Annotated in this window: 25 protein-coding genes and 2 pseudogenes; 11 read left to right on the top strand and 16 right to left on the bottom strand. The window is 65.1% G+C overall.

Going from position 1 to position 26,770, the window contains the following annotated elements; translation table 11 throughout:
- Positions 1-138: 138 nt before the first annotated feature.
- Positions 139-1,836 (bottom strand): putative bifunctional diguanylate cyclase/phosphodiesterase, encoded by a 1,698-nt coding sequence (locus ACVMDN_RS39450; protein ID WP_076824693.1) that lies wholly within the window; start codon positions 1,834-1,836, stop codon positions 139-141.
- A gap of 219 nt (positions 1,837-2,055) precedes the next feature.
- Between ACVMDN_RS39450 and ACVMDN_RS39445 the strand changes: the two genes are divergently transcribed.
- Positions 2,056-2,328, top strand: coding sequence for a hypothetical protein (locus ACVMDN_RS39445; protein WP_076824691.1), 273 nt, complete (start codon positions 2,056-2,058; stop codon positions 2,326-2,328).
- A 7-nt stretch (positions 2,329-2,335) separates the two neighbouring features.
- Here ACVMDN_RS39445 and ACVMDN_RS39440 read toward each other — a convergent pair whose 3' ends face one another.
- From ACVMDN_RS39440 to mtgA, 3 genes are all read right to left on the bottom strand, one after another.
- Complete coding sequence (locus ACVMDN_RS39440; RefSeq protein WP_076824689.1) at positions 2,336-2,974, bottom strand: hypothetical protein; 639 nt, start codon at positions 2,972-2,974, stop codon at positions 2,336-2,338.
- A 143-nt stretch (positions 2,975-3,117) separates the two neighbouring features.
- Positions 3,118-3,303, bottom strand: a complete 186-nt coding sequence (gene rpmF, locus ACVMDN_RS39435; protein WP_021077536.1) for a 50S ribosomal protein L32 — start codon at positions 3,301-3,303, stop codon at positions 3,118-3,120.
- 160 nt (positions 3,304-3,463) lie between these two features.
- Positions 3,464-4,135: a monofunctional biosynthetic peptidoglycan transglycosylase gene (gene mtgA, locus ACVMDN_RS39430; protein ID WP_028337347.1), complete on the bottom strand. Its 672-nt coding sequence runs from the start codon at positions 4,133-4,135 to the stop codon at positions 3,464-3,466.
- A gap of 213 nt (positions 4,136-4,348) precedes the next feature.
- Here mtgA and ACVMDN_RS39425 point away from each other — a divergent pair, with 213 nt between their 5' ends.
- Together ACVMDN_RS39425 and ACVMDN_RS39420 are read left to right on the top strand one after the other, a co-directional pair.
- A complete protein-coding gene (locus tag ACVMDN_RS39425) occupies positions 4,349-5,269 on the top strand; it encodes a polyprenyl synthetase family protein (protein ID WP_076824685.1) in 921 nt (306 codons plus the stop codon).
- Positions 5,270-5,287: 18 nt separating this feature from the next.
- Positions 5,288-5,968 (top strand): DUF1345 domain-containing protein, encoded by a 681-nt coding sequence (locus tag ACVMDN_RS39420; RefSeq protein WP_076824683.1) that lies wholly within the window; start codon positions 5,288-5,290, stop codon positions 5,966-5,968.
- Between the two features lie 78 nt (positions 5,969-6,046).
- On the opposite strand, the gene ACVMDN_RS39415 is transcribed toward ACVMDN_RS39420, so the two are convergent.
- Complete coding sequence (locus ACVMDN_RS39415) at positions 6,047-6,481, bottom strand: GFA family protein (RefSeq protein WP_076824759.1); 435 nt, start codon at positions 6,479-6,481, stop codon at positions 6,047-6,049.
- A gap of 250 nt (positions 6,482-6,731) precedes the next feature.
- Here ACVMDN_RS39415 and ACVMDN_RS39410 point away from each other — a divergent pair, with 250 nt between their 5' ends.
- Both ACVMDN_RS39410 and ACVMDN_RS39405 read left to right on the top strand, forming a co-directional pair.
- Positions 6,732-7,106, top strand: a complete 375-nt coding sequence (locus ACVMDN_RS39410) for a nuclear transport factor 2 family protein (protein ID WP_016847513.1) — start codon at positions 6,732-6,734, stop codon at positions 7,104-7,106.
- A gap of 108 nt (positions 7,107-7,214) precedes the next feature.
- Positions 7,215-8,822, top strand: coding sequence for a Na+/H+ antiporter (locus ACVMDN_RS39405; protein WP_076824681.1), 1,608 nt, complete (start codon positions 7,215-7,217; stop codon positions 8,820-8,822).
- Between the two features lie 157 nt (positions 8,823-8,979).
- Here ACVMDN_RS39405 and ACVMDN_RS39400 read toward each other — a convergent pair whose 3' ends face one another.
- The 3 genes from ACVMDN_RS39400 to ispG form a co-directional block, all read right to left on the bottom strand.
- Positions 8,980-10,320: a Rieske 2Fe-2S domain-containing protein gene (locus ACVMDN_RS39400; RefSeq protein ID WP_057015585.1), complete on the bottom strand. Its 1,341-nt coding sequence runs from the start codon at positions 10,318-10,320 to the stop codon at positions 8,980-8,982.
- Between the two features lie 73 nt (positions 10,321-10,393).
- Positions 10,394-11,287 (bottom strand): TauD/TfdA dioxygenase family protein, encoded by an 894-nt coding sequence (locus ACVMDN_RS39395; RefSeq protein ID WP_028343560.1) that lies wholly within the window; start codon positions 11,285-11,287, stop codon positions 10,394-10,396.
- Between the two features lie 252 nt (positions 11,288-11,539).
- Positions 11,540-12,829 carry a flavodoxin-dependent (E)-4-hydroxy-3-methylbut-2-enyl-diphosphate synthase gene (gene ispG, locus ACVMDN_RS39390; RefSeq protein ID WP_076824679.1) on the bottom strand — a complete coding sequence of 430 codons (1,290 nt, stop codon included), beginning with the start codon at positions 12,827-12,829 and terminating at the stop codon, positions 11,540-11,542.
- A gap of 259 nt (positions 12,830-13,088) precedes the next feature.
- Here ispG and ACVMDN_RS39385 point away from each other — a divergent pair, with 259 nt between their 5' ends.
- Positions 13,089-13,964 carry a sulfurtransferase gene (locus tag ACVMDN_RS39385; protein ID WP_057016781.1) on the top strand — a complete coding sequence of 292 codons (876 nt, stop codon included), beginning with the start codon at positions 13,089-13,091 and terminating at the stop codon, positions 13,962-13,964.
- Positions 13,965-14,182: 218 nt separating this feature from the next.
- Here the strand turns inward: ACVMDN_RS39385 and ACVMDN_RS39380 are convergent, their stop codons facing one another.
- Positions 14,183-14,371, bottom strand: a complete 189-nt coding sequence (locus ACVMDN_RS39380; RefSeq protein WP_076824677.1) for a hypothetical protein — start codon at positions 14,369-14,371, stop codon at positions 14,183-14,185.
- A gap of 164 nt (positions 14,372-14,535) precedes the next feature.
- Between ACVMDN_RS39380 and ACVMDN_RS39375 the strand changes: the two genes are divergently transcribed.
- A complete protein-coding gene (locus ACVMDN_RS39375) occupies positions 14,536-15,795 on the top strand; it encodes a DUF805 domain-containing protein (protein ID WP_158074159.1) in 1,260 nt (419 codons plus the stop codon).
- A gap of 187 nt (positions 15,796-15,982) precedes the next feature.
- Here the strand turns inward: ACVMDN_RS39375 and ACVMDN_RS39370 are convergent, their stop codons facing one another.
- Both ACVMDN_RS39370 and ACVMDN_RS39365 read right to left on the bottom strand, forming a co-directional pair.
- Positions 15,983-16,939, bottom strand: coding sequence for a DMT family transporter (locus ACVMDN_RS39370; protein WP_028343556.1), 957 nt, complete (start codon positions 16,937-16,939; stop codon positions 15,983-15,985).
- 232 nt (positions 16,940-17,171) lie between these two features.
- Entirely contained in the window at positions 17,172-17,660 is a 489-nt protein-coding gene (locus ACVMDN_RS39365; protein WP_026191999.1) for a Fur family transcriptional regulator, read from the bottom strand.
- A gap of 152 nt (positions 17,661-17,812) precedes the next feature.
- On the opposite strand from ACVMDN_RS39365, the pseudogene ACVMDN_RS39360 reads away from it, so the two are divergent.
- The 4 genes and pseudogenes from ACVMDN_RS39360 to ACVMDN_RS39345 all read left to right on the top strand — a co-directional run bounded on the left by ACVMDN_RS39360 (position 17,813) and on the right by ACVMDN_RS39345 (position 22,722).
- A pseudogene (locus ACVMDN_RS39360) lies at positions 17,813-18,308 on the top strand (MarR family winged helix-turn-helix transcriptional regulator).
- A complete protein-coding gene (locus ACVMDN_RS39355) occupies positions 18,301-19,473 on the top strand; it encodes an HlyD family secretion protein (RefSeq protein WP_076824671.1) in 1,173 nt (390 codons plus the stop codon). The pseudogene ACVMDN_RS39360 and the gene ACVMDN_RS39355 overlap by 8 nt, the downstream one beginning before the upstream one ends.
- A gap of 97 nt (positions 19,474-19,570) precedes the next feature.
- A complete protein-coding gene (locus ACVMDN_RS39350; protein ID WP_141340582.1) occupies positions 19,571-21,127 on the top strand; it encodes an MDR family MFS transporter in 1,557 nt (518 codons plus the stop codon).
- Positions 21,128-21,411: 284 nt separating this feature from the next.
- Positions 21,412-22,722: an ABC transporter substrate-binding protein gene (locus tag ACVMDN_RS39345; RefSeq protein WP_076824669.1), complete on the top strand. Its 1,311-nt coding sequence runs from the start codon at positions 21,412-21,414 to the stop codon at positions 22,720-22,722.
- A 443-nt stretch (positions 22,723-23,165) separates the two neighbouring features.
- On the opposite strand, the gene ACVMDN_RS39340 is transcribed toward ACVMDN_RS39345, so the two are convergent.
- The 5 genes and pseudogenes from ACVMDN_RS39340 to pcaG form a co-directional block, all read right to left on the bottom strand.
- Positions 23,166-24,335: a Gfo/Idh/MocA family protein gene (locus ACVMDN_RS39340; protein ID WP_057015446.1), complete on the bottom strand. Its 1,170-nt coding sequence runs from the start codon at positions 24,333-24,335 to the stop codon at positions 23,166-23,168.
- A gap of 16 nt (positions 24,336-24,351) precedes the next feature.
- Positions 24,352-25,202, bottom strand: a pseudogene (locus ACVMDN_RS39335) (shikimate dehydrogenase).
- A 21-nt stretch (positions 25,203-25,223) separates the two neighbouring features.
- Entirely contained in the window at positions 25,224-25,688 is a 465-nt protein-coding gene (locus tag ACVMDN_RS39330; RefSeq protein WP_028344907.1) for an SRPBCC domain-containing protein, read from the bottom strand.
- An 11-nt stretch (positions 25,689-25,699) separates the two neighbouring features.
- Complete coding sequence (locus tag ACVMDN_RS39325) at positions 25,700-26,023, bottom strand: ArsR/SmtB family transcription factor (RefSeq protein ID WP_057015449.1); 324 nt, start codon at positions 26,021-26,023, stop codon at positions 25,700-25,702.
- A gap of 143 nt (positions 26,024-26,166) precedes the next feature.
- Entirely contained in the window at positions 26,167-26,769 is a 603-nt protein-coding gene (gene pcaG, locus ACVMDN_RS39320; protein ID WP_076824667.1) for a protocatechuate 3,4-dioxygenase subunit alpha, read from the bottom strand.
- Between the last annotated feature and the right edge of the window lies 1 nt (position 26,770).

Below are 26,770 nucleotides of genomic sequence, written 5' to 3'. Positions count from 1 at the left end.
CTCCGGCGGAAAACTTGTCTGGGGACGCACAATTAATTGGATGAACTCCCGCCAAACCTTGGGCAGGACGCGCTCATATTTTGAGCAATCCCTTTCGCGGGTATCACGACCGATATTGTGAAACGGCCTATGGCCGCTTCAGCCCGTGGCGGGCACGGGCTTCTCCGCCGACGCGTTCCACGGGCGGTCCGGCGAGGCGAGGCCGATCAGGCGGCCCTGGATGAAGTCGCAGCCCCATTCGCGCAGCATCACGGCGGCTTCCTCGTCCTGCACCCATTCGGCGACCGTCTTGATCTCGAGGCGGCGGGCGAGATCGATCAGCGTCTGCACGAAAGCGCGGTCGTCGGCCGAACGCACGATGTTCTGCACGAAGGCGCCGTCGATCTTCACGATGTCGACGCCGAGCTTGCGCAAGTTGCGGAACGAGGTGTAGCCGGCGCCGAAATCGTCGATCGCGATCCGGCTGCCGAAGTTCTTCAGGCGCGTGACAAAGCCGCGGACGTCGTCGATATCCTGGATCGCCACCGTCTCGGTGATCTCGACGATCAGCCGCTCGCCGACGCCGGGATGCGCGCGCATCAAAGATTCGATGGTGGCCCACCAGTCCGGATCCATCGTGGTGTCGGGCGAGATGTTGAGGCTGAGCTGTACGCCGGGAGCGGCAGCGAGCTCGGCGATGGCGAGCTCCAGCACACGGTGATCGACCAGCCGGATCAGGCCGAGCCGCTCGGCGACCGGCACGATATCGGGCGCGAGCAGCGCGCGGCCGTCGTCCTGCTCCATCCGGACCAGGCACTCGTAGAACGCGGGCTGCCGCAGGCGCGCATCGACCACGGGCTCGAAGCCGATCACGATGCGGCGCTCGTTCAGCGCGGTGACGATCTCGTCGGTGACGCGGATGTTGACGCGGCGCTGGGCGTCGCGCTCGACATTCGGCTTCCACAGCGCGAACGATCCGGCGCGGCGGCTCTTGGCCGCATCCAGCGTCTCCTGGGCGCGATTGACCGCCTCCTCCGCCGACCTCGCATGGCGCGGAATGGTGACGGCGCCGATCGACACCGTCACCGACACCGGGCCGGACTTGGTCGGCACCACCTCGTCGCGCACCGCGGCGAGGAAGCGCTCGGCCGCGACATTGGTATCGTCGACGGTGCAGTTGCGCAGGATCAGGCCGAACTTGTTGCCGGAGAAGCGGCCGAGCATGTCGCCGCTGCGCAGCCGCGCACGAATCCGCTTCGCGACCTCGGCGATGACGGCGTCGGCGACATCGAAGCCGAAGGCATCGTTGACCCGCGCGAGGTGATCGATGCCGATCAGCATGAAGGCGCAGGAGGAGCGGAAGCGCGCGCACTCCTCCATCGTCTCGGCGAGCGAGGCGATCAGATGGGTGCGGTTGAGCTCGTTGGTCAGCGGATCGTGCCGCGACAGCTTCAGCAGCTGCTCGTCGCGGGCGTGCCGTTCATTGTTGATGCGGACGACACCCTGCACGCGCGCCGGCCTGCCGTCGGCGCCGGCAAACCAGCAGCCGGTCTCCTCGATCCAGATCACCGGCGCCGAGGTGACGGCCCGCACGCCATATTCGATCCGGTAGGGAACGCCCTCCCCGCCGCGTACCGGCGCCGGCGCGGACTGGCCCAGCGCATCAGTACGAACCGAGCGCGATGGCTCGATCAGCTTTGCAAGCTCGGCACCGCTCGCCAGCGCCGCGACCGGGATATCCGGGAAGACCGCCGCCACATTGTCGCTCCAGGCGATCGCATCGCTCGCGAGGTCCCAGGCGAATGTCGCTTGGCCGAGCGAGGCGAGGATGCTGGCAGCTGGCGGGACAGGGAGCATCGAACATGTCTCGATTTGGGACGGCGCCCGGTGATTCTACACGCTCTCAAGATAGTGGTTCCGGCGAATCCAACGCTAGGTGAAGTTGATAAATAATCTGGAAACCACGTTTTCGACTGTCCGGGAACGAACTGGGGACGGCGGGCATGACCCTTGCCACAGGGGTGTTGCGGAGGGCCGCAACGTCCCAAACTATGACGCTCCAACGGGTCGCAGACGATGCCGGATATCGATCAATCGGAAATCCTCGACGGCGATGCTGCGGCGGCCAGCACGGCGCTGGTGCCGCTGGCCGCGACCACCCATTGGGCGCCCAAGATCCCGCTGCCGCATGCCGATCCGTCGTTTGTGGCTCACCTGATCGCGACCGCCGCACACGAGCCGCAGACGCGCGGGCAGCGGCGTGGGTCATTGGCCGACGCGCAGAGCGCTTACGGCCCGCATGTCGACGAACGCCGCAGCGTGGCGCGGCGGACCCGGCAGATCATCTAGGAAAATATCAGCGCTGCGGCGTGTCCGACGGCGGATGGCCGCCCGGCTGCAAATCCGGCGAGGTCACCGTCGGCTTTGGCGCGGACTGATCGAGCAGCACGGATTCCGCAACCGACGTCGCCGAGGGGACCGGTGCGGCCGGTGGCGGCGCGGCAGGCGTCGGTGCTGCGACAGGCGCGGGCTCAGGCCGGGGTGCCGGCTCCGCTACGGGTGCAGGTTGCGGTGCCTCAGCTGCCGCAGGGTGCGCCCTGCCGGCGCTGGGCGCCGGTGCGACCACCGCACGGCGGCGGGTGCGCAGCGCAATTCCGGAAATGAAATCGACCAGCGCCAGCAGCGTGAGCAGGCCATAGGTCGAGTTGCCGAATTTCGGCCAGAGCACGAATTCGGCAGCGGCGGCGCCGAACACGATCAGCGACAGCAGATGGTCGGTGAGATATTTCGCGCCGGGGCGCGCGCCCTTGATGACCTCGAGCAGCAACAGCAGTACGGCGGCGGCGAGCAGCATGTCGCTGAGCGTGATCTGCCACTGCTCGCCCGACAGCAATGTCAGCCTGATCAGCGGGTCGGTGAACGACACGCCGGGCATCAGGAAAGCGATGATGTTGTAGACCGCGAGCGGAACGAGCAGCAGCGGAAAACCGACCATCGGGGCTTGCGCCTTATTCAGGGAGAACCAGCAATGCGGCGATGCTCATTGGCCTCGCCGCGGACGCGCCCGTCTTGGCCGCACTCGTTGACCGAATTCAGGCGCCGCGCCGCATGGCTGCGGCGCGTAGGCCGAATGTCCGATCAGGACTCTTTCTTGGCCTTCAGGACCTGGCGGCCCTTGTACATGCCGGTCTTCAGGTCGAGGTGGTGCGGACGGCGCAGTTCGCCGGAGTCCTTGTCCTCGACATAGGTCGGGGTCTTGATCGCATCGGCCGAACGGCGCATGCCACGGCGCGACGGCGAGGTTTTTCTTCTGGGAACGGCCATGACGGTGTCCTCTAGGGGTGTTGCGGAGGCATCGTCCGAAATGGGGACGAGCGCACAGCGCTTCAAAGCGCCAGCTGCGATGCCGGTAAGGCCGCGCTTATAGAGGAAGGCACTGCGTAAAGCTAGGGCCGGAGACAGCAAAAAGCGTCCGAAATCGGCCTCAGGAGCCGCGATTTTCGCGCCAGCAGCGCGTCACGGAGTTGGCCCGGACCATATAGGTGGCGGACAGCCTGCGGACCCCCGGGCCGGGGTTCCGGGCGCTCCTCTTGACCGGATTCGGCAGGATCGCGGCCAAAAGCGCGGCCTCGCGGGCTGACAGCCCAGCGGCGGACCGGCCGAAGGCATATTGGGCGCCGGCTTCGGCGCCGAACTGGCCGGACGGGCCCATTTCCGCGATATTGAGGTAGATTTCCAGGATCCGCTGCTTGGGCAGCACGAGATCGATCCAGAGCGCCAGCGGCAGTTCCAGCCCCTTGCGGATCACGCTGCGGCCGGACCACAGGAACAGGTTCTTGGCGACCTGCTGGGTGATGGTCGAGCCGCCGCGGGCCACCTCGCCATCCTCGGCGTCGTCGAGCACCTCGCGCAGCGCGCCCCAGTCGATGCCCCGATGCTTGCAGAAATGAGCATCCTCCGAGCCGACCACGGACCGCACCAGATAAGGCGACATCGCGCCGAAATCGATCCAGTGCCGCGTCACCGGGGCCCCGCGCAGGGTCCGCCACGCCATCAGCGCCGAAACCGGATGGCCGGTGCGATAGAACGGCGCCACCAGATACGGCAGCAACAGCAGCGCCAGCAAAAGCAGCAATAAAATTCGGACGATGCGCAAAACAGGGGTTTCCGGGGAGGACCATTCCAGGAAGGATTTGGGACCCGCCCGCCAGAACACGGCCGGCGCCGTCGACGTCTGCGGGATAATTCACGGTTTTTCCAGCACTTTTAAGGCGCATTCCGTCGCAGGGCGGGAATTGACGAAGCCGATGCCATCAACGATTGTCCGGCCGAAAATCGATCTGGAGCAATTCTTCTGGAGCAATTCTTAATGACGACCGGTACTGCAGAGTTTTCCAAGCGGCTGGACCAGACCGCGGAGGATACCGAAGCCCTGCTCGCCAAACTGCTGTCCGACGCGACCGAAAGCGATGAGATCGTGCGCCCGAAGCGGCTGATCGAGGCCATGCGCTATTCGAGCCTCGGCGGCGGCAAGCGGCTGCGGCCGTTCCTCGCGGTCGAGAGCGCGGCGGTGTTCGGCATCCCACGCGAATCCGCGCTGCTGGTCGGCGCCGCGCTGGAATGCATCCACTGCTACTCGCTGATCCACGACGATCTGCCGGCGATGGACAATTCCGATCTGCGCCGCGGCCGCCCGACCCTGCACAAGGCCTATGACGACGCCACCGCAATCCTCGCCGGCGACGCGCTGCTCACCATCGCCTTCGACATCATCACCCGTGATGCGATCCACAAGGACGCCCAGGTCCGCCTGCTGTTGACCCGCGCGCTGGCGCGCGCCTCCGGCGTCGGCGGCATGGCCGGCGGCCAGATCCTCGACCTCGCCGGCGAAGGCCGCTTCGGCGACCGCGAGCCGGTCGATGTCGCGCGCCTGCAGCAGATGAAGACCGGCGCGCTGCTCCGCTTCGGCTGCATCGCCGGCGCGATCCTCGGCCAGTCCTCGCAAAAGGAGTACCAGGCGCTCGACGATTACGGCAAAGCGCTCGGTGAAGCCTTCCAGATCGCCGACGATTTGCTCGACGTCGAGGGCGACGCCGCCGCGCTCGGCAAGCCGGCCGGCGCTGACGCCGCGCTCGGCAAGACCACGTTCGTCACCCAGCTCGGCATCGATGGCGCCAAGCAGCGCGTCCGCGATCTCCTCGCGCGTGCCGACGCCGCGCTGTCGGTGTTCGGCGACCGAGGCGACGTGCTGCGCGCGGCCGCCCGCTTCGTCGCCGAGCGCAAGAACTAGCCGAGAGCACAGCGCGAAATGAACAAGGAGATCGACGACCGCCTTGTTCGCTTCCGCAAGCTGCCGCTGCCGGTCCGCGTCGTCGTGGGCCGGCCGCGCACCTTCGGCTCGATCGCTTTCGGTATCCTGGCTGCGCTGCTGGTGCCGGGAGCACCGCGCATCGTCACGCGCCTGCTCGCGGGCTGGGATGCCTTCGCCGCGCTGTATCTCGTGCTGGCCTATGTGATGATGCTGCGCTGTGGCGTCGCCCATATCAAGCGAAGCGCCATCCTGCAGGACGACGGCCGTTTCCTGATCCTGCTGCTGACCGCGTTCGGCGCGCTGGCGAGCCTCGCCGCCATCGTGTTCGAGCTCGGCGCATCAAAGGGCAGCCCGGCCGGACTGGCGCTGGCAATCGTCACCATCACGCTGTCATGGGCCTTGGTGCACACCGCGTTCGCGCTGCACTACGCCCATGAGTATTACCGAGGCAAGACGCCCGGCGGATTGCAGTTTCCGAGCGGCGACGAACATGCCGACGCCGATTACTGGGACTTCGTCTATTTCTCGTTCGTGATCGGCATGACGGCGCAGGTCTCAGACGTCGGCATCACCGACAAGATCATCCGCCGCACCGCGACCGTGCACGGCATCATCTCGTTCGTGTTCAACACCGCGCTGCTCGCCCTGATGGTAAACATCGCCGCGAGCGCGATCTAGTCGCGCCGCCTGATGAGATGCCGTGCGCAGGGCGGTCGGCAAGGGCTACAAGCAGCACGCCGATGACGTCGTGCGAATTTATTCCCCGCCTTGCGTCACGTGCTCCTGATATTGCGGCAGATCGTCCGATATCGCGTACCACGGCGCCTTGGAGCCGACGAAGATATGGGCGGTCGGCCGGATCGCCGGCGCATCGCGCAGCGTACCCATCGCGACATGGACATAGGCGCCGCCGCGGACCTGCGAATAGAGCAGCGAGCCGCAGCGGCCGCAATGCGCGTCGTGGGTGAGCTCATCGCCATAGATCAGGAGCCCATCAGCGCCGCCGACCACGGTGAATTTGTCGCGCGCGATTCCCGCGAACGGCTTGAACGCCGATCCCGTGGTGCGCCGGCAGTTCGAGCAGTGACAATTGAGCGCATAGGCAAACGCGTCGGCCACCTCGTAGCGCACGTCGCGGCAGAAGCATTCGCCGGTCAGGATATGTTCGTTCGAATTTGCAGATGCGGTCACAACTCGTCCCTCACGCAGAATTTTGTCGCCGGCCATGGCGCAATCTAGCGGTTCATGGCTAAATCCTAGCATTGTGTCTCTGACAGTCCATTCCGTCATTCCGGGGCGCGACGAAGTCGCGAACCCGGAATCCAGAGGTTGTGGATCGAGATTCCGGGTTCTCGCTTCGCGAGCCCCGGAATGACACTGAGTGAATCACGCGTCAGAGACGCAACACTAACAGATCAAACCCTGCCGGGAGGACCAACCAATGAGCCAAGATCGATCCAGCGTCGAAAGCGTCGTGCAAACCTATTTCGACGGTCTCTACGAGAGCAATGCCGACAAGCTCGCCGAGGCTTTTCATCCGAGCGCCGATTTGCGCTGGGTGGAGAAGGGCGAGCTGAAGGTCCTGACCGTGCCGGACTGGCTTGCCCTGGTGCGCAAGCGCACCTCGGCGAAGGCCGAAGGCAAGCCGCGCGAGGATTTTATCGTCACCATCGACCGCTCCGACGACAACACCGCCTTCATCAAGGTGCGCTGCCAGCTGCCGCCGCGCTATTTCACCGACTATCTGGTGGCGATGAAGCTCGCCGACGGCTGGCAGATCGTCTCGAAGTCCTACCGCTACGACCTCAGGGATTGATCGATCGGGCGCAGCGCGCCCGCGAAGGCTTTGTGACACACCCTCCGCGGTCCGGCTCCGGCCGGACCGCATTGACTGGCACCGGTTTCCGGGCGAATTGAGCCCGTTATGGAAGCCAAATTTCAGATTTTTCTCACTTTGCTCGGCGTGCTGGCGGGAACCGCCCTGGTGGCGCGGCGGACCGATATCGCGCCCGCGATCCTGCTGCTGCTGGTCGGCATCGTGCTCGCCTTCGTGCCGGGCATGCCGTCGCTGGAACTGCCGCCCGAGCTGGTGCTGCTGGTGGTGCTGCCGCCGCTGATCTATTCGGCGAGCGTCGCGATGAGCTGGCGCGAGTTCAAGGCCAACCTGCGGCCGATCATCCTGCTGTCGGTCGGCTGCGTGATCTTCACCGCCTTCATGGTCGCGACCGCGACCCATTATCTGATCGGCCTGCCCTGGAGCATCGGCTTCCTGCTCGGCGCTATCGTCGCGCCGCCGGACGTGGTCGCCCCGCTGGCGATCGCCCGCAGGCTCGGCATGCCCCGCCGCATCCTGGTGGTGCTCGAGGGCGAAGGGCTCGCCAATGACGCGACCGCGCTGATCCTCTACCGCTTCGCGCTCGCCGCGATCACCACCGGGCTGTTCTCGCTGCCGAAGGCGACCGGCACCTTCCTCGTCATCGTCGCCGGCGAGATCGCGTTCGGCACCGCGGTCGGCTGGCTCAGCCTGCGCGCCCGCCGCCGCGCCAGGGATCCGCAGGTCGAGATCACGCTGTCGCTGATCACGCCCTACCTCGCCTACTGGATCCCCGAGCATTTCGGCGGCAGCGGCGTGATCGCGACCGTCGCCTGCGGCCTCTACATGAGCTGGAACGGACCGCTGTTGATCTCGGCCGCGACGCGCCTGCAGGGCATCTTCTTCTGGGACTTGATCATCTATCTGATCGAGGGCCTGCTGTTCCTCTTGACCGGCTTCCAGATGCGTTCGCTGTACGAGAAGTCGAAGTCGTTCCCGCTGCACGACATCCTCACCGCGACCGTGCTTGTCGCCGTCATCGTGATCGTGGCGCGCTTCGTCTGGGTGTTTCCCGGCACCTATCTGCCGCGCTGGATCAGCCGACGCGTGAGCGAGCGCGATCCGCTGCCGTCGTGGCGGGCGGTGTTCGTGGTCGCCTTCACCGGCGTGCGCGGCGCGGTCTCGCTCGCCGCGGCGCTGGCGCTGCCGCTGACATTGCCGAGCGGAGACGCCTTCCCGTATCGCGACCTGATCCTGTTCGTCGCCTTCGGCGTGATCTTCGTGACGCTGGTCGGGCTCGGCCTCACTCTGCCACCGGTGGTGCGCTGGCTCGGCCTCGCCAGGGACGGGCGCAGCGAGCACATCGCCGAGCACGAGCAGGAGATCGCGGCGCGGCGCGAGGCGCTGAACGCCGCGCTGAAGTCGCTCGATGCCATCACCGACGACCGCGAGCTTTCCGACGAGGTGATCAAGCTTTTGCGCTCACGGCACGAGATCCGGATCAACCAGCTGCCCGACTCGCTCAATCCCGACACGCACGACGTTTCCGCCACCGGCACCGAGCTGACGCGGGAGCTGATCGCCTCCGAGCGCAAGTTCATCCACATGCTGCTGCGCGACGGCAAGATCACCGACGAGACAAGGCGCCGGATCGAGCGCGACCTCGACCTCGAGGAAGCGAGCCTCGCCAACCGCGAGTATCGCAGGATTCCGTTGTAGCGCGTGTAGCGCGCGGTATCCCTCCCCACGTCGTCCCGGCGCAGGCCGGGACCCATAACCACCGTCGCTGGCTTGGCGAAGGTTCGGGCCACAGCGCATCTCAACAATATCCAACGGTGGTTATGGGTCCCTGCTTTCGCAGGGACGACAGCAGAGATTACTCCGCCGCGGCGTTCTGGCCGGGACCGCCGACGAAGCCGGCGGGATCGCCGAACCGCTCGATCATGACGGCGGTGAGGTCCTTGGTCTTGCTGGTGACGCAGGCGCCGGAGCGCACGGTGTAACGGTCCTGATGCTGAGCATGCGGCGGCGCCTCGCCCTTTTGCAGCGCGCGGGCCGCCTCCATGACCAGCTTGCGGAAATGCATGATGCCGAGATCGGTCGGGCCGAGATGCTCGCGGGTACGGTCGGCGATCGGGCCCTGGCTGTCCTGCACCGCGGCGTCCTGCTCGGAGACGCCCTTGATGCCGGTGTAGCTTTTGGTCCGCTGCAGCTTGCGGTCGATCAGATAGTCGTTGGCCTTGTTGCGCAGCGGCACGTAGTTCTCGTCGACGACAGCCATCACGCCGTTGCCGTTGGCGTAGCCTTCGCGCTCGGCATCGGTCAGCGGCCGGTGGGGATTCCACGCATAGGTGTAGATCCAGCAATTGGTGTCGGTGACCGGCACGAAGGTCTGGCCGAACATGTTCTCGCCCGGCATCGAGCTCGGCGCGTAGCTGTGGAACGGCATCAGGAACTGGGCGATGCGCCAGTAGATGTTGTCGCTGCCGGTGAGCCGTCCGCCCGCCACCGTGAGGCCGGCCTCATGCGGATTGATCTTGATCACCGGGCGCGGGTCCTCGGCGATCCAGCGCATGTGATCGGTCGCGACCCGGGTCAGCGGGTTCACGAAATGCTTCTTGATGTCGAGGATCTCGTTCTCCTCCTTCTCGAAGGAGAGATGCGCGAAGGTGAAATGCGCGGTGTCGATCGAGCCTTCCACCGCCTGCACCCAGTTGCAGTCCTGCCACTTCTTGGTGACGAAGCGGTGCGAGGCCGGCAGCAGCGCCATCTCCAGCGCCGGCAGTTCTGGCATCTGATCGGCCGGGCCCATATAGGCCCAGATCATGTCGCCCCATTCGCGCACCGGATAGGACTTGATCCGGATCAGGTCCTTTGCGTTGAGGTCGGGATACGAGGTCGGCATATCGACGCAGCGGCCGTCGGTATCGAACTTCCAGCCGTGATAGACGCAGCGGATGCCGCATTCCTCGTTGCGGCCGAGCCAAAGATTGGCGCCGCGATGCGGGCAGTACTGGTCGATGACGCCGACCACGCCTCTGGTGTCGCGGAAGGCGAGCAGCTCCTCGCCCATGACAACGATCTTCTTCGGGTCGCTGTCCGGCTCCGGCAGTTCCTCGGACAGCAGCACCGGAATCCAGAACCGCCGCAGCAATTCGCCCATGCCGGTCCTCTCACCGGATTCGGTGAGGAATTTGTTGTCCTCGGCGCGAAGCATGGGCGGTCTCCCGATGGCATTTTTTCAGTTCGTAGTCCGTAGGATGGGTGGAACCAACGCAGCACGCAATTCCTCACACCGGCCGCTCTCCCTTCACGGTCACGCGGGTGCCGGAGCGGGTGTGCGGCCAGTAATCCCACATCGCGCGGTGCTGGGCGCAGCGGTTGTCCCAGAACGCGATCGCGTTCTCGGTCCAGCGGAAGCGGCACTGGAACAGCGGGTTCTCGGCGTGCTGGTAGAGATAGGCCAGCATGGCGTCGCTCTCGTCGCGCGGAATGCCGACGATAAAGCGGGTGAAGCCGCGATTGACGTAGAGCGATTTCTTGCCGGTCACCGGGTGGGTGCGGACCACCGGATGCTCGGCGCGAGGATATTCCCGCTTGTCGGCGACGCCGTAGTTCGCATACAGGCCACGATAGGTCTGCTCGCCGTCATGCAGCGCGGTCAGCCCGTCGAGATAGGCCTTCATGCGGTCCGACAGCGCCTCATAGGCGGCGTACATGTTGGCGAACAGGGTGTCGCCGCCGCGCGGCGGGCACTGCTTGATGTAGAGGATCGAACCCATCGGCGGCTCGAGATCGCAGGACACGTCGGTGTGCCAGCCCTCGCCATTCGCGCGTGGCGAATCCTTGTCGGCATAAATCTTCATCAGCGCCGGATCGCCCTCGTTGGGCGCGGCCGGATGCACATGCAGCTCACCGAACTTGCGGCCGAAGGCGAGATGCTGGTCGGGACTGATGTGCTGGTCGCGGAAGAAGATGACGAGGTTTTCGGCGAGCGCGCGATGGATCTCGTCCATCTGGCGGTTGGAGCGCGCATCGTCGCCGACCAGCTTGCCGATATCGACGCCGGAGATCTCCGCGCCGATGATCGGCGTCAGCTTCTCGACGCCGATGGTCTCATAGGGCTCGGATTGGTCGGCGAGGTGGCGGTAGCGTGGACCCTGCTTGCCGGACAGCGAGCTCATGGGCGTTCTCCCAATCATTCTTGATTGGGAGCATCGTAGCGCGCATCGACGGAAGCGCAATCTGCGCCTCAAACATATCTGTCGTCCCGGACAAGCGCAGCGAAGCGGAGCGCAGATCCGGGACCCATAACCACAGGATCGGGTTTTGCGGAGGCTGGTAACCCGCATCTCGCGCCACAACCACGTCCTGTGGTTATGGGTCCCGGCCTTCGCCGGGACGACGGTTGAGTGTGGGTCACGCGCGGAGTGAAACTACTCCGCGGCGCCGGCATGCTCCGGCAGCTTGGCGCCGTTGCCGTAGCGCTGGTCGATATAGTCGATCACCAATGCCTTGAAGTCGGCGGCGATGCCCGGACCGCGCAGGGTGCGGAACTTCTTGCCGTCGACGAAGACAGGCGCGGCCGGCGCTTCGCCGGTACCGGGCAGCGAGATGCCGATATTGGCATGCTTGGATTCGCCCGGGCCGTTGACGATGCAGCCCATCACCGCGACGTTGAGCTGCTCGACGCCCGGATACTTGGTCTTCCAGGCCGGCATCTCGTCGCGGATGAAATCCTGGATCGAGCGCGCCAGCTCCTGGAACGTGGTCGAGGTGGTGCGGCCGCAGCCCGGGCAGGCCGCAACCAGCGGCACGAAGGTACGGAAGCCCATGGTCTGCAGCAATTCCTGCGCGACCTGCACTTCCAGCGTGCGATCGCCGCCGGGCTCCGGCGTCAGCGAGATGCGGATGGTGTCGCCGATGCCCTGCTGCAGCAGGATGCCGAGCGCGGCCGAGGAGGCCACGATGCCCTTCGAGCCCATGCCGGCCTCGGTGAGGCCGAGATGGATCGCATAATCCGAGCGGCGCACGACTTCCTGATAGACCGCGATCAGGTCCTGCACGGCCGACACTTTGGCCGACAGGATGATCTTGTTCTTCGGCATGCCGAGCTCTTGCGCACGCGCGGCCGACAGCAGCGCCGACTGCACCATCGCCTCGCGGGTCACCGCGCGGGCATCGCGCGGATTCGCAGACGCCGTGTTCTCGTCCATCAGCTTGGTGAGCAGCTCCTGGTCGAGCGAGCCCCAATTGGCGCCGATGCGCACCGGCTTGTTGTTCTTGTTGGCGATCTCGATGATGTCGGCGAACTGCGTATCGCGCTTGTTCTTGAAGCCGACATTGCCGGGATTGATGCGGTACTTGTCGAGCGCCTCCGCGCAGGCCGGATATTCGGCGAGCAGCTTGTGCCCAATATAGTGGAAGTCGCCGATCAGGGGCGTGGTGATGCCGCGCTTGCGCAGGCCGTCACGGATGTGCGGCACGGCAGCGGCGGCTTCCTCGCGGTCGACGGTGATGCGGACCATCTCGGAGCCGGCGCGGGACAGCGCGGCAACCTGGGCGATGGTGCCGTCGACATCGGCGGTGTCGGTGTTGGTCATCGACTGCACGACGATCGGCGCGCCGCCGCCGACGGCGACGTTGCCGACCATGACCTGCGTGGTTTGGTGCCGCGGCGCGGGGCCGGCGACGTCGTCTTGCGGCAAAATCTCGGGCTTGTTCATGGCGTCTCGAATATCAGGTTTTGGTGACATTCACCAAGGGGGCGATGGGCCTCGCGCGCGGCGGGCCAAACGATCATGTTTCGGAGTGAATTCAATAGCTTATGGCGCCGATTGAGGCCAAACGCAAGCCATGCAGCGGCGTCCTGCATGCCCAGCTATATTGGACCGGATTGGGGTGAATCAAAGGGCAAAGTGACAGCTTTTCATGTGATCTGGCGCATCTTAGCATCCCGTTAAACACACACCGGGAGGACGCAAAATGGCCGGCAACAGCGAGCTGATCACCACGGCGGAACTTGCCGAGATCCTGACCCGGCCGGATCTTCGCCTGTTCGACTGCACGACCTATCTGGAGCCGGCCCCCGCCGGCAGCAACGCTCCCTATATGGTCGTCTCGGGCCGCCAGACCTTCGAGGCCGGCCACATCCCGGGCGCCAATTTCCTCGATTTGCAGGCCGAATTCTCGGATGCCCATACCCATCTGCGCTTCATGATGCCGCCGACAGCGCAGCTCGAAGCCGCGTTCGGCCGCCACGGCATCTCGGCGGGCAGCCGCGTCGTGCTCTATTCGATCGGCACCGCAATGTGGGCGACGCGGTTCTGGTGGATGCTGCGCTCGCTCGGCTTCGAGGGTGCCGCCGTGCTCGACGGCGGCATCGACAAATGGACTGCCGAAGGACGCGACATCGAGACCGGACTTGCCGGCGGCTATCCGCCGGCGACGTTTCCGGCGCGGCCGAAGGACGGCATGTTCGTCGACAAGCATGACGTGCTCGCCGCGACCACGGAGGGCGACACCGTCATCGTCAACGCGCTCGGCCCGCAATTCTACAAGGGGCTGGAGCCGAGCCGTTACGGCCGACCCGGCCGCATCCCCGGCAGCGTCAGCGTGCCGGCGGCGACCTTGATCGATCCCAAGGCCAAGACGTTCGTGCCGCTTGAGGAGGCCGAAGCAATCTTCGCAGCGCAAGGCATCACCAGGGACAAGCGCGTCGTCGCCTATTGCGGCGGCGGCATCTCCGCGACCATCGACCTGTTCCAGCTGCATCGGCTCGGCTACGACAATCTCACGCTCTATGACGGCTCGATGGGCGAATGGGCGAAGGATGAGTCCCTGCCAATCGAGAGGGGTTAGTGGGGAAGCGCGATGTCTCCTCCGTCGTCCTGGCGAAGGCCAGGACCCATAACCACCGCGTTTGGTGATGAACGGGATTGTGGCCCCAGCGGCGCGCAACAATTGAGATTTGGGGTAATGGGTCCCGGCCTGCGCCGGGACGACACTGAATTTGTTGCGCCGCTCGTGAGTCATACATCCGCATTCTCGCGACATGAATCGTCGGAGTCTTGAGGCGATCAAGCCGGCTTCTTGACGATCTCAAGGCCGCGGGCCGCCAACTCCTTCAAAATGCTCCGTGCCAGATGGGAGCACTCATCCGGCTTGATCCAGCACGCGCTCCGCCAGTCCGGATCATCCTCCTTGGAGTATGCGGTGAACGCGGAGCGAATACCGGCTTCAATTGCATCGATGGCATCGATTGGCATCAGCGCGCCTCCAACGGCATCCCTCGCATGGGAGCCTTCGTGGAGGCGATGTTGACGTAAATCGATACCGTCCGCAATTGCGCCTGAAGGCCACAATTGTCCGCTCAGCAATAGGGAAACGTAAATCTTCGCCGCTAGAGTGCCGCCGTCTGCCGGAGATGGTCGTGCATCCCACCGCGTCGATCGCCACCTGTTTCAGGAAGTTCGCTGATTTCACCGGACGGGCTTCGCGTGCCGAGTTCTGGTGGTTCTTCGGCTTTTGTCTGCTGCTCCTGCTCGCAGCCCATCAGCTCGACAAGACGGTCTACGCCGCCGTCGCAATAGCGCTGCCGCTGTTTGCCGTGACGGCCCGGCGCTTCCACGACAGTGGCCTGACCACCGGCCTTGCGGTGTTCTTCGCCGTTGCGCCGTTTGTCATCTTCTACTTCTTTTCCGCTGTCCAGGATCGCATCGAGGCATGGTTTGGCGTGCACGTGCCGTATGGATTGATCGCCGCGATCCCGGCGATCTGCGCCTTTGCTTTCTCTGCCTTCTGCTTCCTCGCCGCACTCGGCCGCCGAAGCCTGCAGACCGCTTCGACGGCACGGGCGAGGTCCGGCGTCGATTCATCGGAAGCAAATCCGGCCGTGCTCGCCAGGCAAGAGGCGGAACGCAAGGTCTCCGGTTTTTCCAAAGCCGTCATGGCCGTATTCGCGATCCCGGCGGATGGCGGGGCGTCGGCCGGCGCCGACAAGACCGACCCCGGCGTCACCGCCGCGTGCGGGATGGTCGTCGATCTCTGCGCGCGTTACGGACACGGCATCACCTCACCGCCATTCAACGCGCTGTTTTCCGGATCAGGGGCGCGACTTGAGGCCGCCGGCTGGCACGCCCTACCGGACGGCGGCGCGGAGATCGACCTGAACCATCGCGCAAGCACCAGCATCGTGCGCAATTGCGCAGTTGAACTGCGCAAGGACGCGGGACAGACCGACATTGCCGGCCTGCTGCGCAAGGAGAAAGAGCAGTTGCAGGCGGCCGAGACGGCGACGCCGGAACAGGATCGGACGACGGCCTATTACGCGCTCGACGGAGCGGGCGCAGCCGGATTCATTGCGATCGAGAAGCTGCGTCAAAGCTACAACACCTATTTCCGAATCCGCATCTGCCTTGCCGAAGGGGATGGGCGCGCCGCGATGGAGACCCTGCGATCGTCGACGCTCTACCAGGCATTCCGCCACGCGTTCTCCGATGGCGCGCCGCCCTATCCCGCGTTCGGCCAGAGAATCATCAAGGGCTATCAGCCGATCCTCTACCGGGACGGGCTCGGCATCTCACTCGAGGTCACCGATCTCGGAGCCGGGAGCACAAAAATGCTTGCCGGCCGCGGGCTGCATCTTCCGCCGGTCTACGTCGATTTCGAGATGCATGAGCGGATGATGTAACGGGATTGCGCTCCGGTTGTCTGCGGCATTCCGCTCCTCTTTGCTCGTCATCCTGAGGCGCGAGCTCTTGCGAGCCTCAAAGGATGAACGGCCCGGGTGCCGGCTGGGCCGTCGTGCTTCGAGACGCGCGTTCCGCGCTCCTCAGCATGACGGGGAGAGAGTTGAGCGCACGGCACCCAGGATAACCTCACGCCGGCACGTTGGGATCCGGCGTCACCTTCGGGTCGGGCTTGTTGACGAGATAGAGCCCGGCGATCACCAGCAGCGCGGCGACGCCGAACACCGCCGTCAACGTGTCGTGCATGATGAAATAGGCCGCGACGACGCCGAACAGCGGCGTGACGAAGGTGAAGGCCGACAGCTTGCTCGCGGAGTAGGTTTTCACCATCGCAAACCAGATGACGAACGTGCAGCCCACCACCCAGACCGCCTGATAGGCGAGCAGCGAGATCGACAGCGCGCTCGGCACATGCTCGATGCGCTCGCCCGCGATCCAGGCGGCGAGGCCAAGGATCGGAATCGAGATCGCGACCTGGTAGCCGAGCGCCTTTTCCGGCGCCGCCTTGCGCAAGCCTGTGCCCTTGGCGACCAGCGTGGTCGCCGCCCACAGCGCGCCGCCGCCGACCACCATGAGGTCGCCGAGCAGCACCTTGGCATCGACGTTCGGCTGCGGCACGCCGATCGCGAGCGCGACGCCGGCAAAGCTCAGCGCAAGCCCGCTCCACTGCACGGTCGAGAGACGCTCGCCGAGGAACTGGTGCGAGCCGAGCGCAACGAAGAACGGCGCGGTGTAGAGGAACACCGAGGCGCGCGAGGCCGAGGTGAAGACGAGGCCGGTGAAGATCAGCACGAACTCGCAGCCGAACATCAGCCCGGCGATGATGCCGGGGACGAGGGTGCCGTCGCGCTCGAAGAATTTGACGCCGCGCAGGTGGCCGACGATCAGCATCACCGGCAGCGCGCCGGCGGAGCGGATCATCGCCTGCAGCATCGGCGGCACGTCGGGCAGCGCAAGCTTGACCGCGAGCTGGTTGAAGCCCCAGCTCACGCACAGCATCAGCATCACGGCGATGGCGCCGGGCGGCAGCCCGTGTCCGACGCTGACGGGCCTTGTGACGCTGGCGGAGATCGCTTGGGTCGACATGTTTCCTCGCGGGCCGGCTTGGTGCCGTGTTGTTAATTGCCGGTTGGGCTCCCTCGCCCCGCTCTTGCGGGGAGAGGGTTGGGGTGAGGGGCCGTCGCCGCAAATTCGATAGAGGCGAGCGTGCGGAGAGTCCCCCTCACCCGAAATTCGCTACCGCGAATTTCGACCTCTCCCCGCAAGCGGGGCGAGGTAGCTCGAAAGCAGTGCGAGTTAGCTGAAACCATCGCGCCATCTACGTCTTCTGGCAATGCGCGCAGGTGCCGGCGATCTCGACGACGGAGAGTTTCGGGATGAACCCCGAGGCCCGCGCCGCCGCGGTCAGGCTTTGCGCGACGGGGGCGGCCGGGATCTCGCCGACCGAGCCGCAATGGTCGCAGATCAAAAACGCCACCATCGAGGTCTCGTCATGGTCATGCGCGCAGGCGAGGAAGGCGTTGCGGCTCTCGATGCGGTGGACGAGGCCGTTCTCCATCAGGAAGTCGAGCGCGCGGTAGACGGTAATCGGTGCCGGCCGCGGCATCGTCTTGGCCAGCTCGTCGATCACCTCATAGGCGCCGAGCGGGCGATGGCTCGACAGCAGCGCCTGCAGCACCTGACGGCGGATCGGGGTGAATTTCTGGCCGCGGCGCGCACAAACCTGCTCGGCATGCGCCATCGCGTCCGCGGCGCAGCGGCCGTGATCGTGGTCGGGGGCAGGAAATGTCGGCTTTGCCAGGCTCATTGCCTCGATATGTAGCATTTGCGCGGCCGTTCCCAAAGCCCGGCTCCAAACCCCGGTCCGTCGCCGCGTTGCAGCCATGCCCGCAATGCGGGGCAGCCTCGCATTAACCCGGCATGCAGAAATCATAAGCAAGCTTATTATATCCCAAGCTTATGGAGGCAGGATCGATGCGCGGTTCGGTGGACACCGACTTCTTGTTTACGCTGGGCGAAGTGTTCCGGTTGATCCGGGTCTATGCCGACAAGGAGGCCGCACGCTACGGCATCACCCGCGCGCAATGGGCCGTGCTGTCCAAGGTGGAACGCCAGGAAGGGTTGAAACAGACCGAGCTCGCCGAGCTGCTCGAGGTGCAGCCGATCACGCTGACGCGGCTGATCGACAAGCTCTGCGACAATGGCTGGATCGAGCGCCGCAGCGACGAGAACGATCGCCGCGTCAACCGCCTCTATCTGAAGAAGGCCGCGCGCCCGCTGCTCGGCAAGCTCGCCGGCCTCCGCTCCGAACTCACCGCGACCGCGCTCGAGGGCATCAGCCCCGCTGACGCGTATCGCCTGCTCACCCAATTGGAATCGATCAAGGAAAACGTTCGCAATGCCGTCCAGACCCCAGCCGGCGAGCCCTCCCGAAAGTGAACAGCGCTATGGCTGAACCCGTCCTCAAACTGGCCCCCGAGCAGAAGAGCAATCCGGGCGAGCCTGCGCCGTCGGGCAAGGCCAGCCGCGCGCCGCGCCGTCGCCTGATGGCCGGTCTGCGGCGCTATCGCCGCACGCTGCTGCTGGTCGTGCTGCCGACGCTCGCTGCGATCGGCGGCATCGTGTTCTATCTCAATGGCGGCCGCTATGTCGGCACCGACGACGCCTATGTCGGCGCGCAGAAGGTGCTGATCACGCCGGAAATCTCCGGCAAGATCGACAAGATCGTCGTGAAGGAAGGCCAGCACGTCAGGAAGGGCGACGAACTGTTCGAGATCGACCCCGTGCCGTTCCGCCTCGCGGTGGCGCAGGCCAAGGCTGCGCTCGACCAGACCAGGACCACCTATGACAACCTGGTCGACAACATCAAGATCAACGGCAGGATGCTGGAATTCGCCCAGCAGAGCATCGAATTGAAGAAGCGCGACGTCGAACGCAAGTCGACGCTGGCCAAGCAGAATTTCGGCTCGCAGCTCGACCTCGACAACGCGGCGAATGCGCAAGTGACGGCCGAGAGCCTGGCGCAATACATCAGGCAGCAGATCTCCAAGGACAAGACGCAGCTGCTCGGCGATATCGACCTGCCGATCGAACAGTTCCCGCCCTACGCCCAGGCCAAGGCCAAGCTCGACGACGCCCAGCGCAATCTCGACCACACCGTGCTGCGCGCGCCGATGGACGGCGTCGCGACCCAGGTCGACCAGATCCAGCTCGGCCGCTTCGTCGCCGCCGGCTCGCCGGTGTTCTCGATCATCGACGTCGACCATCCCTGGGTCGACGCCAATCCGAAGGAAAGCGACTTCACCTATGTCGCGGTCGGCCAGCCGGTTGAGCTCGACGTCGACGCGTTCCCCAACCATCGGTTCAAGGGCAAGGTCGGCTCGCTGTCGCCCGGCACCGGCGCACAGTTCGCGATCCTGCCGCCGCAGAACGCGACCGGCAACTTCGTCAAGGTGGTGCAGCGCGTGCCGGTGCGGATCTATCTCGACGAGAACGATCCGTTCGTGAAGAAGCTGAAAGCCGGCATGAGCGTCTACGCGACGATCGACACCAACCACCGCCGCACGCTGGCCGGCCTGCTCGGGCTGGCGCCGGCCTCGGCGCACCCGGACCACGAGTAGAGAGAAGAAGCGGTCGATCATCGACCGCAGAGACAGTGCGCCCCCTCTCCCGCTTGCGGGGGAGCGGGTTTCCAACGCTCGAACAGGACCGACCTGAATGAATGCACCGTCACCATCCGCCGTACCCGGCATGCGCCGGAACATGGTGACGATCTGCGCGATGACCGCGACGATCATGCAGGCGCTCGACACCACGATCGCCAACGTCGCGCTGCCCTATATGCAGGGCTCGCTGTCGGCCTCGCAGGACCAGATCAACTGGGTGCTGACCTCCTACATCGTCGCGGCCGCGATCATGACCGCGCCGGTGGGCTGGATCGCCAACCGCTATGGCCGCAAGCGCATCTTCATCATCTGCTCGGCCGGCTTCACCGTCGCCTCGGTGTTCTGCGGCCTGGCGCAGGACATCAACCAGATGGTGCTGTTCCGCCTGCTGCAGGGCGTGTTCGGCGCGGCGCTGGTGCCGCTGTCGCAGGCCGTGATGCTCGACTCTTACGCGCTGCATGAGCGCGCGAAAGCGATGTCGATCTGGGGCATGGGCGTGATGATGGGCCCGATCATGGGGCCCTCGCTCGGCGCCTGGCTGACCGAGACCTATTCCTGGCACTGGGTGTTCTTCGTCAACCTGCCATTCGGCGCCATCACCGTGCTCGGCCTTGCCGTCTTCATGGACGAGACCAAGCAAGACCTCAATCTGCGCTTCGACTGGTTCGGGTTCGGCGCGCTCGCGGTCGCGATCGGTTCGCTGCAGCTCGCGCTCGACCGCGGCGAGCAGCTCGGCTGGCTGGAATCCAACGAGATCATGATCGAATTCGTCGTCTCCGCGATCGGCTTCTACTATTTCTTCGCCCATTCGCTGACGACCAGCCGGCCCTTCATCCAGTTCGCGCTGTTCAAGGACAAGAACTTCCTCGGCGGCTGCGTGTTCATGACTGTCATGGGCCTCGTGCTGTATTCGACCATGGCGCTGTCCTCGCCCTATCTGCAGAACGTGGTCGGCTACCCGATCATAACCGCGGGCCTGTTGTTGGCGACCCGCGGCGCCGGCACCTTCGTCGCGATGATGCTGGTCGGCCGCATGATGCGCTACATCGAGGCGCGCACGCTGATCATCTCCGGCCTGGCGCTGACCGCGGCCTCGCTGTTCCAGATGACCGGCTGGACCGACATGACGCAGGCCAACGAGATCATCGTCGTCAGCGTGATCCAGGGCTTCGGCTTCGGCCTCGTGTTCGTGCCGCTGTCGACGGTGGCGTTCATGTCGCTGCCCAACCATCTGCGCACCGACGGCACCTCGATGCTGACGCTGTTGCGCAACGTCGCAAGCTCGATCGGCATCTCGATCGTGATCGCGCAGCTGACGGAAGGCGGACGGCGGATCTACGCAAAGCTGTCGGAGCAGATCAATCCGTTCAACCACGCGCTGCAGATGCCCGACGTATCGGGCATGATCAACCTCAACACCGATGCCGGCCGCGCGATGGCCGACAAGATGGTGGCGGCGCAGTCGCAGATCATCGCGTTCTCGCACGACTACCAGCTGGTGATGCTGTTCATCCTGGTCTCGATCCCGCTCGCGCTGATGATCGGCTCGACCAAGGCCACGCTGCGCGCGCAGTCGGCGCCATCGGATCATGCCGCGGTGATGGAGTAGGTTTTCGCCCTACGTTCTCCGAGTGTCGGGGCGATTGGTCACACCGTCATCCTGAGGCGCGAGCACTTGCGAGCCTCGAAGGATGCACGGCCCCGTTGGTGGCCGTCGACCCTTCGAGACGCGCTACGCGCTCCTCAGGGTGACGGTGAAAGAGTGAGGACGCCCCCTCCGAAAGCGCAAGACGCCGCAGCCGCAAGCCGCGTTGACTTTCCGACCTTGCCTCCCAATACTCCGCGAAAACAAGCAGACCCGTCATGCAACTGACGATTTCAGGGGAGGACGCGATGCCGACTTCACGCAGGACGCTGCTGAAGACTTCAGCGGCTGCCGCCGCTGCTTTCAGCTTGGATTGGACACGGGCGCAGGCGCAGGCCGAAACGGTCCGGATCGGTGTGATCTACGACCTGACCGGCCCGTTCGCCGCCGGCGGCTCGGTCGCCTCCTCGATCGGCACCCAGATCGCGATCGACCTCGTCAACGCGAAGGGCGGCATCGGTGGCAAGTACAAGATCGCGCCGGTCAACGTCGATTCCCAGAGCAAGCCTGATGTCGCGATCAACGAGGCCAATCGCCTGATCGACCAGGAGAAGGTCGACATCCTCAACGGCGTGTTCGCAAGCTCCCACGCGGTGCCGCTCGCCGCCAAGGTCGAGCAGCAGAAGCGGATCCTGTGGATCACGACCGCAGTCTCGACCGCCGTGTTCAAGGACAAGAACCTGCAATACGTATTCCGCGCGCAGATCCATTCCGACCAGTACGGCCAGGCGTTCGCGAGCTTCATCAACGAGCACGCCAAGGCCAAGCTCGGCATGGAGCCGAAGGACGTTAAGGTGGCGCTGATCCATGAGGACGGACCCTATGGCGTCGGCGTCGCCGCCGCGGACGAAGCCTTCGCCAAGGAGGTCGGGCTCCAGGTCGCGCTGAAGGAGGGCTATTCCGCCTCCGCGCCCGATCTCTCGGTGCTGGTCACCAAGCTGAAGCGCGCCAAGGCCGACGTGATCTCGCATGCCGGCTACAATCCCGACATCACGCTGTTCCTGCGCCAGGCACGCGAGAGCGGGCTGAAGTTCAAGATGCTGTTCGGCGCCGGCGCGGGCTACAGCCAGCTCGACAAGCTGCGCGCGACCTTCGGCGCCGACATCGACAATTTCTGCAACATCGATCCGGTGCCGGCGCAGCTGCTCGATCCCGCCAAGCTCACGTCGGGAATCGGCGACCTCACCAAGACCATGGTCGCGCGCTACCGCGAGAAGACCAATGCGACCGAAGTGCCGCCGCACTGCTCGATGGGCTTCAACCAGACCTGGATCCTGCTCAACAATGTGCTGCCGGTCGCCAAGGAGAAGTACGGCGGCTTCGATCCCGAGGCGATCCGCAAGGCGGCGCTCGACGTCGACATCCCCGCAGGGGGCACCATCCAGGGCTATGGCGTGAAGTTCTATCCGCCGGGCACGCCGCTGTCCGGCCAGAACGAGCGCTCGACGCCGGTCGTGATGCAGAACGCCGGCGAGCGCATCACCGTGGTGTGGCCGACCAATATCCGCACGCAGGATCCGGTATTCCCGCTGCCGAAGGGATCGGTCTACGCGGCGTAGCGTGGCGACGAGGCGAGACTGCCGCCGCATCGGGGCTGCGCTCCCTCGCCCCGCTGTTGCGGGGAGAGGGTTGGGGTGAGGGGCTTCTCTCCGCGAATGCGATCGCGATGAGACCTGTACCCCCTCACCCGGATTGCATCTGGCGATGCAATCCGACCTCTCCCCGCAAGCGGGGCGAGGTGAGGTGAGATGTCGCCTCGCCGCTCGAGCGAATGACGCGGTGACAACCTCTCATCCGGCGCGCTGTGCGCGCCACCTTCTCCCACAAGGGGAGAAGGGAAGAGCAGCCGCGGGGTAACCAAAAGGAGTGCGACGACGTACCAGACTCACATGCTGCTCTCGACTCCGTCATCCTGAGGTGCGAGCGGAGCGAGCCTCGAAGGATGGACGGCCCGGCATACGCACTATGGGACGAGAGCAATCACGCTGCTCCTCCCGCGCCGTTACAACACCACCCGCCTGCCCTCATCCGCCGCCCAGTAGCCGGCGTAATTTACCCTGGTCGTCTCATACGCCAGCGCGAGGTCCGCGAGGGGCTGCCGCCCGGTCGCGACGCATTCCATGAAATCCTGGATCTCCTGCAGGTAGCCGCGGGTCCATTCCTCCTCGAGGCAGACATATTGCCAGCCGGTTTTGCGATCGACCTTTTCGGTGATGTAGACCGAGGCGAGCTTCTCCTCGCTCGTCTGGTAGCTGGTCAGATGCGTGTTCGGGGTGATGTTGGCAAACAGTGAGCCGCCGCTCGTATAGGTCTCGATCAAATTGCGCACGCCGCCCATGATCATGTCGCCGGAGAACACCGTTGCCTTGGTGCCGTCGGAGAAGGTTGCGGTCAGCGTGCCCCAATCCTCGACATCGACAGGATTGGCCTTGATGTAGGCGCGCTCCTCGGATTTAAGGCCGGCGGTGACATTGCCGACGTCGCAGGTGACGCTGGCGACCGTGATGGTCTCGCCGCGCGCTTTGGCCTCGACCTGCTTGAGATAGAGCACCGCCGACAGGGGATGACAGCCCATCCGGATCAGCGAGCCGCCGCCGGTCATCGCCCACTCGGCGGCATGCGCCGCATGCGAGCCGGAATGGCTCTCCTCGCCCTTCATGAACAGGATCTTGTCGCCTGTCGCGCGGATGATCTCCGCGGTCTTGGTCACCGCCGGTGCGTAGATCCAGTCCTCCGCATACATGAAGAGTTGTCCGCTTCGCTCGATCGCGGCGCGGGTCACCTCCATCTCCTCCATCACCCGCTGGTACATCAGCGCTTTCGGCACATGCCTGCCGATCGGCGCCTTGTCGCCGTCGCGGCCAAAATAGCCGCTGAACGGCTTCTCGCAGATCACGTGCTTGCCGGCCTGCATTGCCTCGACGATCATCGCGGCGTGAAGGTTCGGCGGCGTGCAAATGTCGATCACGTCAAGCTCGCGGTCGGCGATCAGCTCGGCGAAGCTGCGATAGGCGTTCGGGATTGCGTGCTTGCGGGCGAACGCATTGACATGATCGCCGCGCGCCGCGACCGCCCTCACCTCGACGTCGACGCCATAGACGCGCCGGTAGGCAACCATATGCAGCTCCGACACGAAGCCGCAGCCGGCCAGCCCGATCCTGATTTTTGTCATTTTGTGTCTCCGCCCCTCAGGCGGGCGCAGAGTAGCGTGCGGCCATCACCGCGTCGAACGCATTTGCCATGACATCCGTCGAAGGCATCATTGTCGTGAACAATTCGAACGCGTCCGCTGCTGCGTAGATCGCAAGATCGCGCCCGGTCAGAACTTTGGCGCCCTTGGCCTTGGCCGCCAACAGCAGCGGCGTCCACAGCGGCGTGTAGACGGCGTCGGCGACCCACATCGACGGATGCAACAAGCCGTCCGGCACAGGACTGTCGCGGCTCGGCAGCATGCCGACCGGCGTTGCGTTGACGACGCCGGTCGCGCCATCGACCGCGCCCTCGACGCTGGCGACACCACGAACCGCATGACGGCTGGCCAACTGACCGGCCAGCCGCGCGACCTTCGCGGCATCGGCATCGAAGATGCGGAACTCACCAACGCCGAGGATGGCGAGCGCGAAGGCGATCGCCTTGCCGACGCCGCCGGTACCGATCAGCGCGATCGGGCCGCGCGGCGCTGACGCAAGCAGCGGCGCGATTGCGCGCGCAAAGCCGGTCGCGTCGGTGTTGTGTCCGACCAGCCGCGTGCGATCGACGACGATGGTGTTGACCGCGCCGATCGCACGCGCATCGGGTGCGAGGTCGTCGAGCAGCTCGACCACCGCCTCCTTGTAGGGAAAGGTGACATTGACGCCGGCAAAGCCGAGCCGCCGGATGCCGTCGAGCATCGCGCGCAGCTCGTCGCGGCCGGCGCCGTTGACCTCGATGAGCTGGTAGTGGACGCGAACGCCGAGCGCTGCTGCGGCCGCTTCGTGCATGGCAGGCGCCGCCGAATCATCGGATAGCCAATCAGCCCCGTCAGGAAACGGTCGCGCATTGTCCCTCACGTCAGTCGCGTTCAGCTCATGCGGTCGAGCCGAGCATAGCTGTCTTCCATGCCGTGCTCCATGCCGGTCGCGAGCATCGCTGCGCGCGTTTCGGCATCCGGCAAGGTCATCCGCATCGTCATCAAGGTGCCGTCGCCGTCGGGCGCAAAGCGCGTCTCGACATGATTGTCCGGCGTCGGATCCGGCAGATGCATGCGCTCGACATGCACGATGCGGCTGAACGGTTCGAGCGCGAGATATTCGCCGGTCAAATGAAAGCCGCCGCCCTTCCCGTCGGTCCATTCGTAGCGGATCCTGCCGCCGGGCTTCGCCTCGCTGATGCAGACCGGCATGGTCCAGCCGTCGGGACCGAGCAGCCATTTCTGCAACAGCTCCGGCTCGGTATGCGCCCGATACACCGCCTCCGGCGGCGCGACGAAGCGCCTGGTCACGACGACATAGCGGTCGCCTTCGGTCTTCAGCGTCAACTTGCTCATGGGGATACCCTTCACTGCTCAGGCTTCATTGTGGCCAGCACACCGTCCAGCCGGTCGTAATTGGTTTCCAGCGCACGGCGCAGCATGCCGAGCCATTGATCGATCTCGGTAACCGCTGATGGCGCCAGCCGGCACGGTCGCTTGGTGCCCTCGATCCGCCGCACGATCAGGCCGGCGCCCTCGAGCACCTTGAGATGGCGGGAGATCGCGGGCTGGGTCATGTCAAACGGCTCGACTAGCTCCATCACAGTCGCCTCGCCCAGCGCGAGGCGCGCCAGGATCGCCCGGCGGGTCGGGTCGGCGAGCGCGGAAAAGGCGGCGTCGAGGTTGGCCATGCTTTATCTCTCATCGGTTATATAATAACCTTATTATATAACCGATGCCGCATGTTCAAGCCAAATCCGCTGCGGCGAACGCGCGCAGCGGATTTTTCGGCCGTCCCCCAAAGTTGGATTGGCGCGCCGCTGGCGGCGCGCAGCTAGACGTCGAAGAACACGGTCTCGTTGTCGCCCTGCAGATGGATGTCGAAGGTGTAGACGCTGCCCGCGCCGGCCTTGCGCCTGGCGATCAAGGTCGCACGGCGATCGGCCGGCACCAGCGCCAGCGTGGAATCTGTGGCGTTGCTGGCCTCGTCGTCGAAATAGATCCTTGTGTAGAGGTGCAGCAGCATGCCGCGCGCGAACACCGCGAGCCCGATGTGCGGCGCCTGCGGCTTGCCGTCGGCATCCGGCACCAAGCCCGGCTTGATGGTGTCGAAGGCGTAGCCACCACTCTTGTCGGTGCCGCAGCGGCCAAAGCCCTTGAAGCTCGAATTGGGCAGCGCGCGCGCATCCTGCGGGTCGGAGAAGCGGCCCTGGCTATCGGCCTGCCAGATCTCCAGCATGCAGTCCGGGATCACGGCGCCGTCGCCGTCATAGACCTTGCCCTCGACGCGGATGCGCTCGCCCGAGACGTCAGGCGTCAGAAGGTTGCTGGTGAAGGCGTCATTCCATTCGTATTCGCCGTTCGGCGTCAGGCCGTACTTGAAATAGGGGCCGACGGTCTGCGAAGGCGTGATTCCATCAGGACGCGGGTTCGACACG

The organism is Bradyrhizobium sp. USDA 4510 (assembly GCF_054059095.1).
Note: the sequence above shows the minus strand (reverse complement) of the source record. Positions and strands in the feature narration are given on the sequence as shown.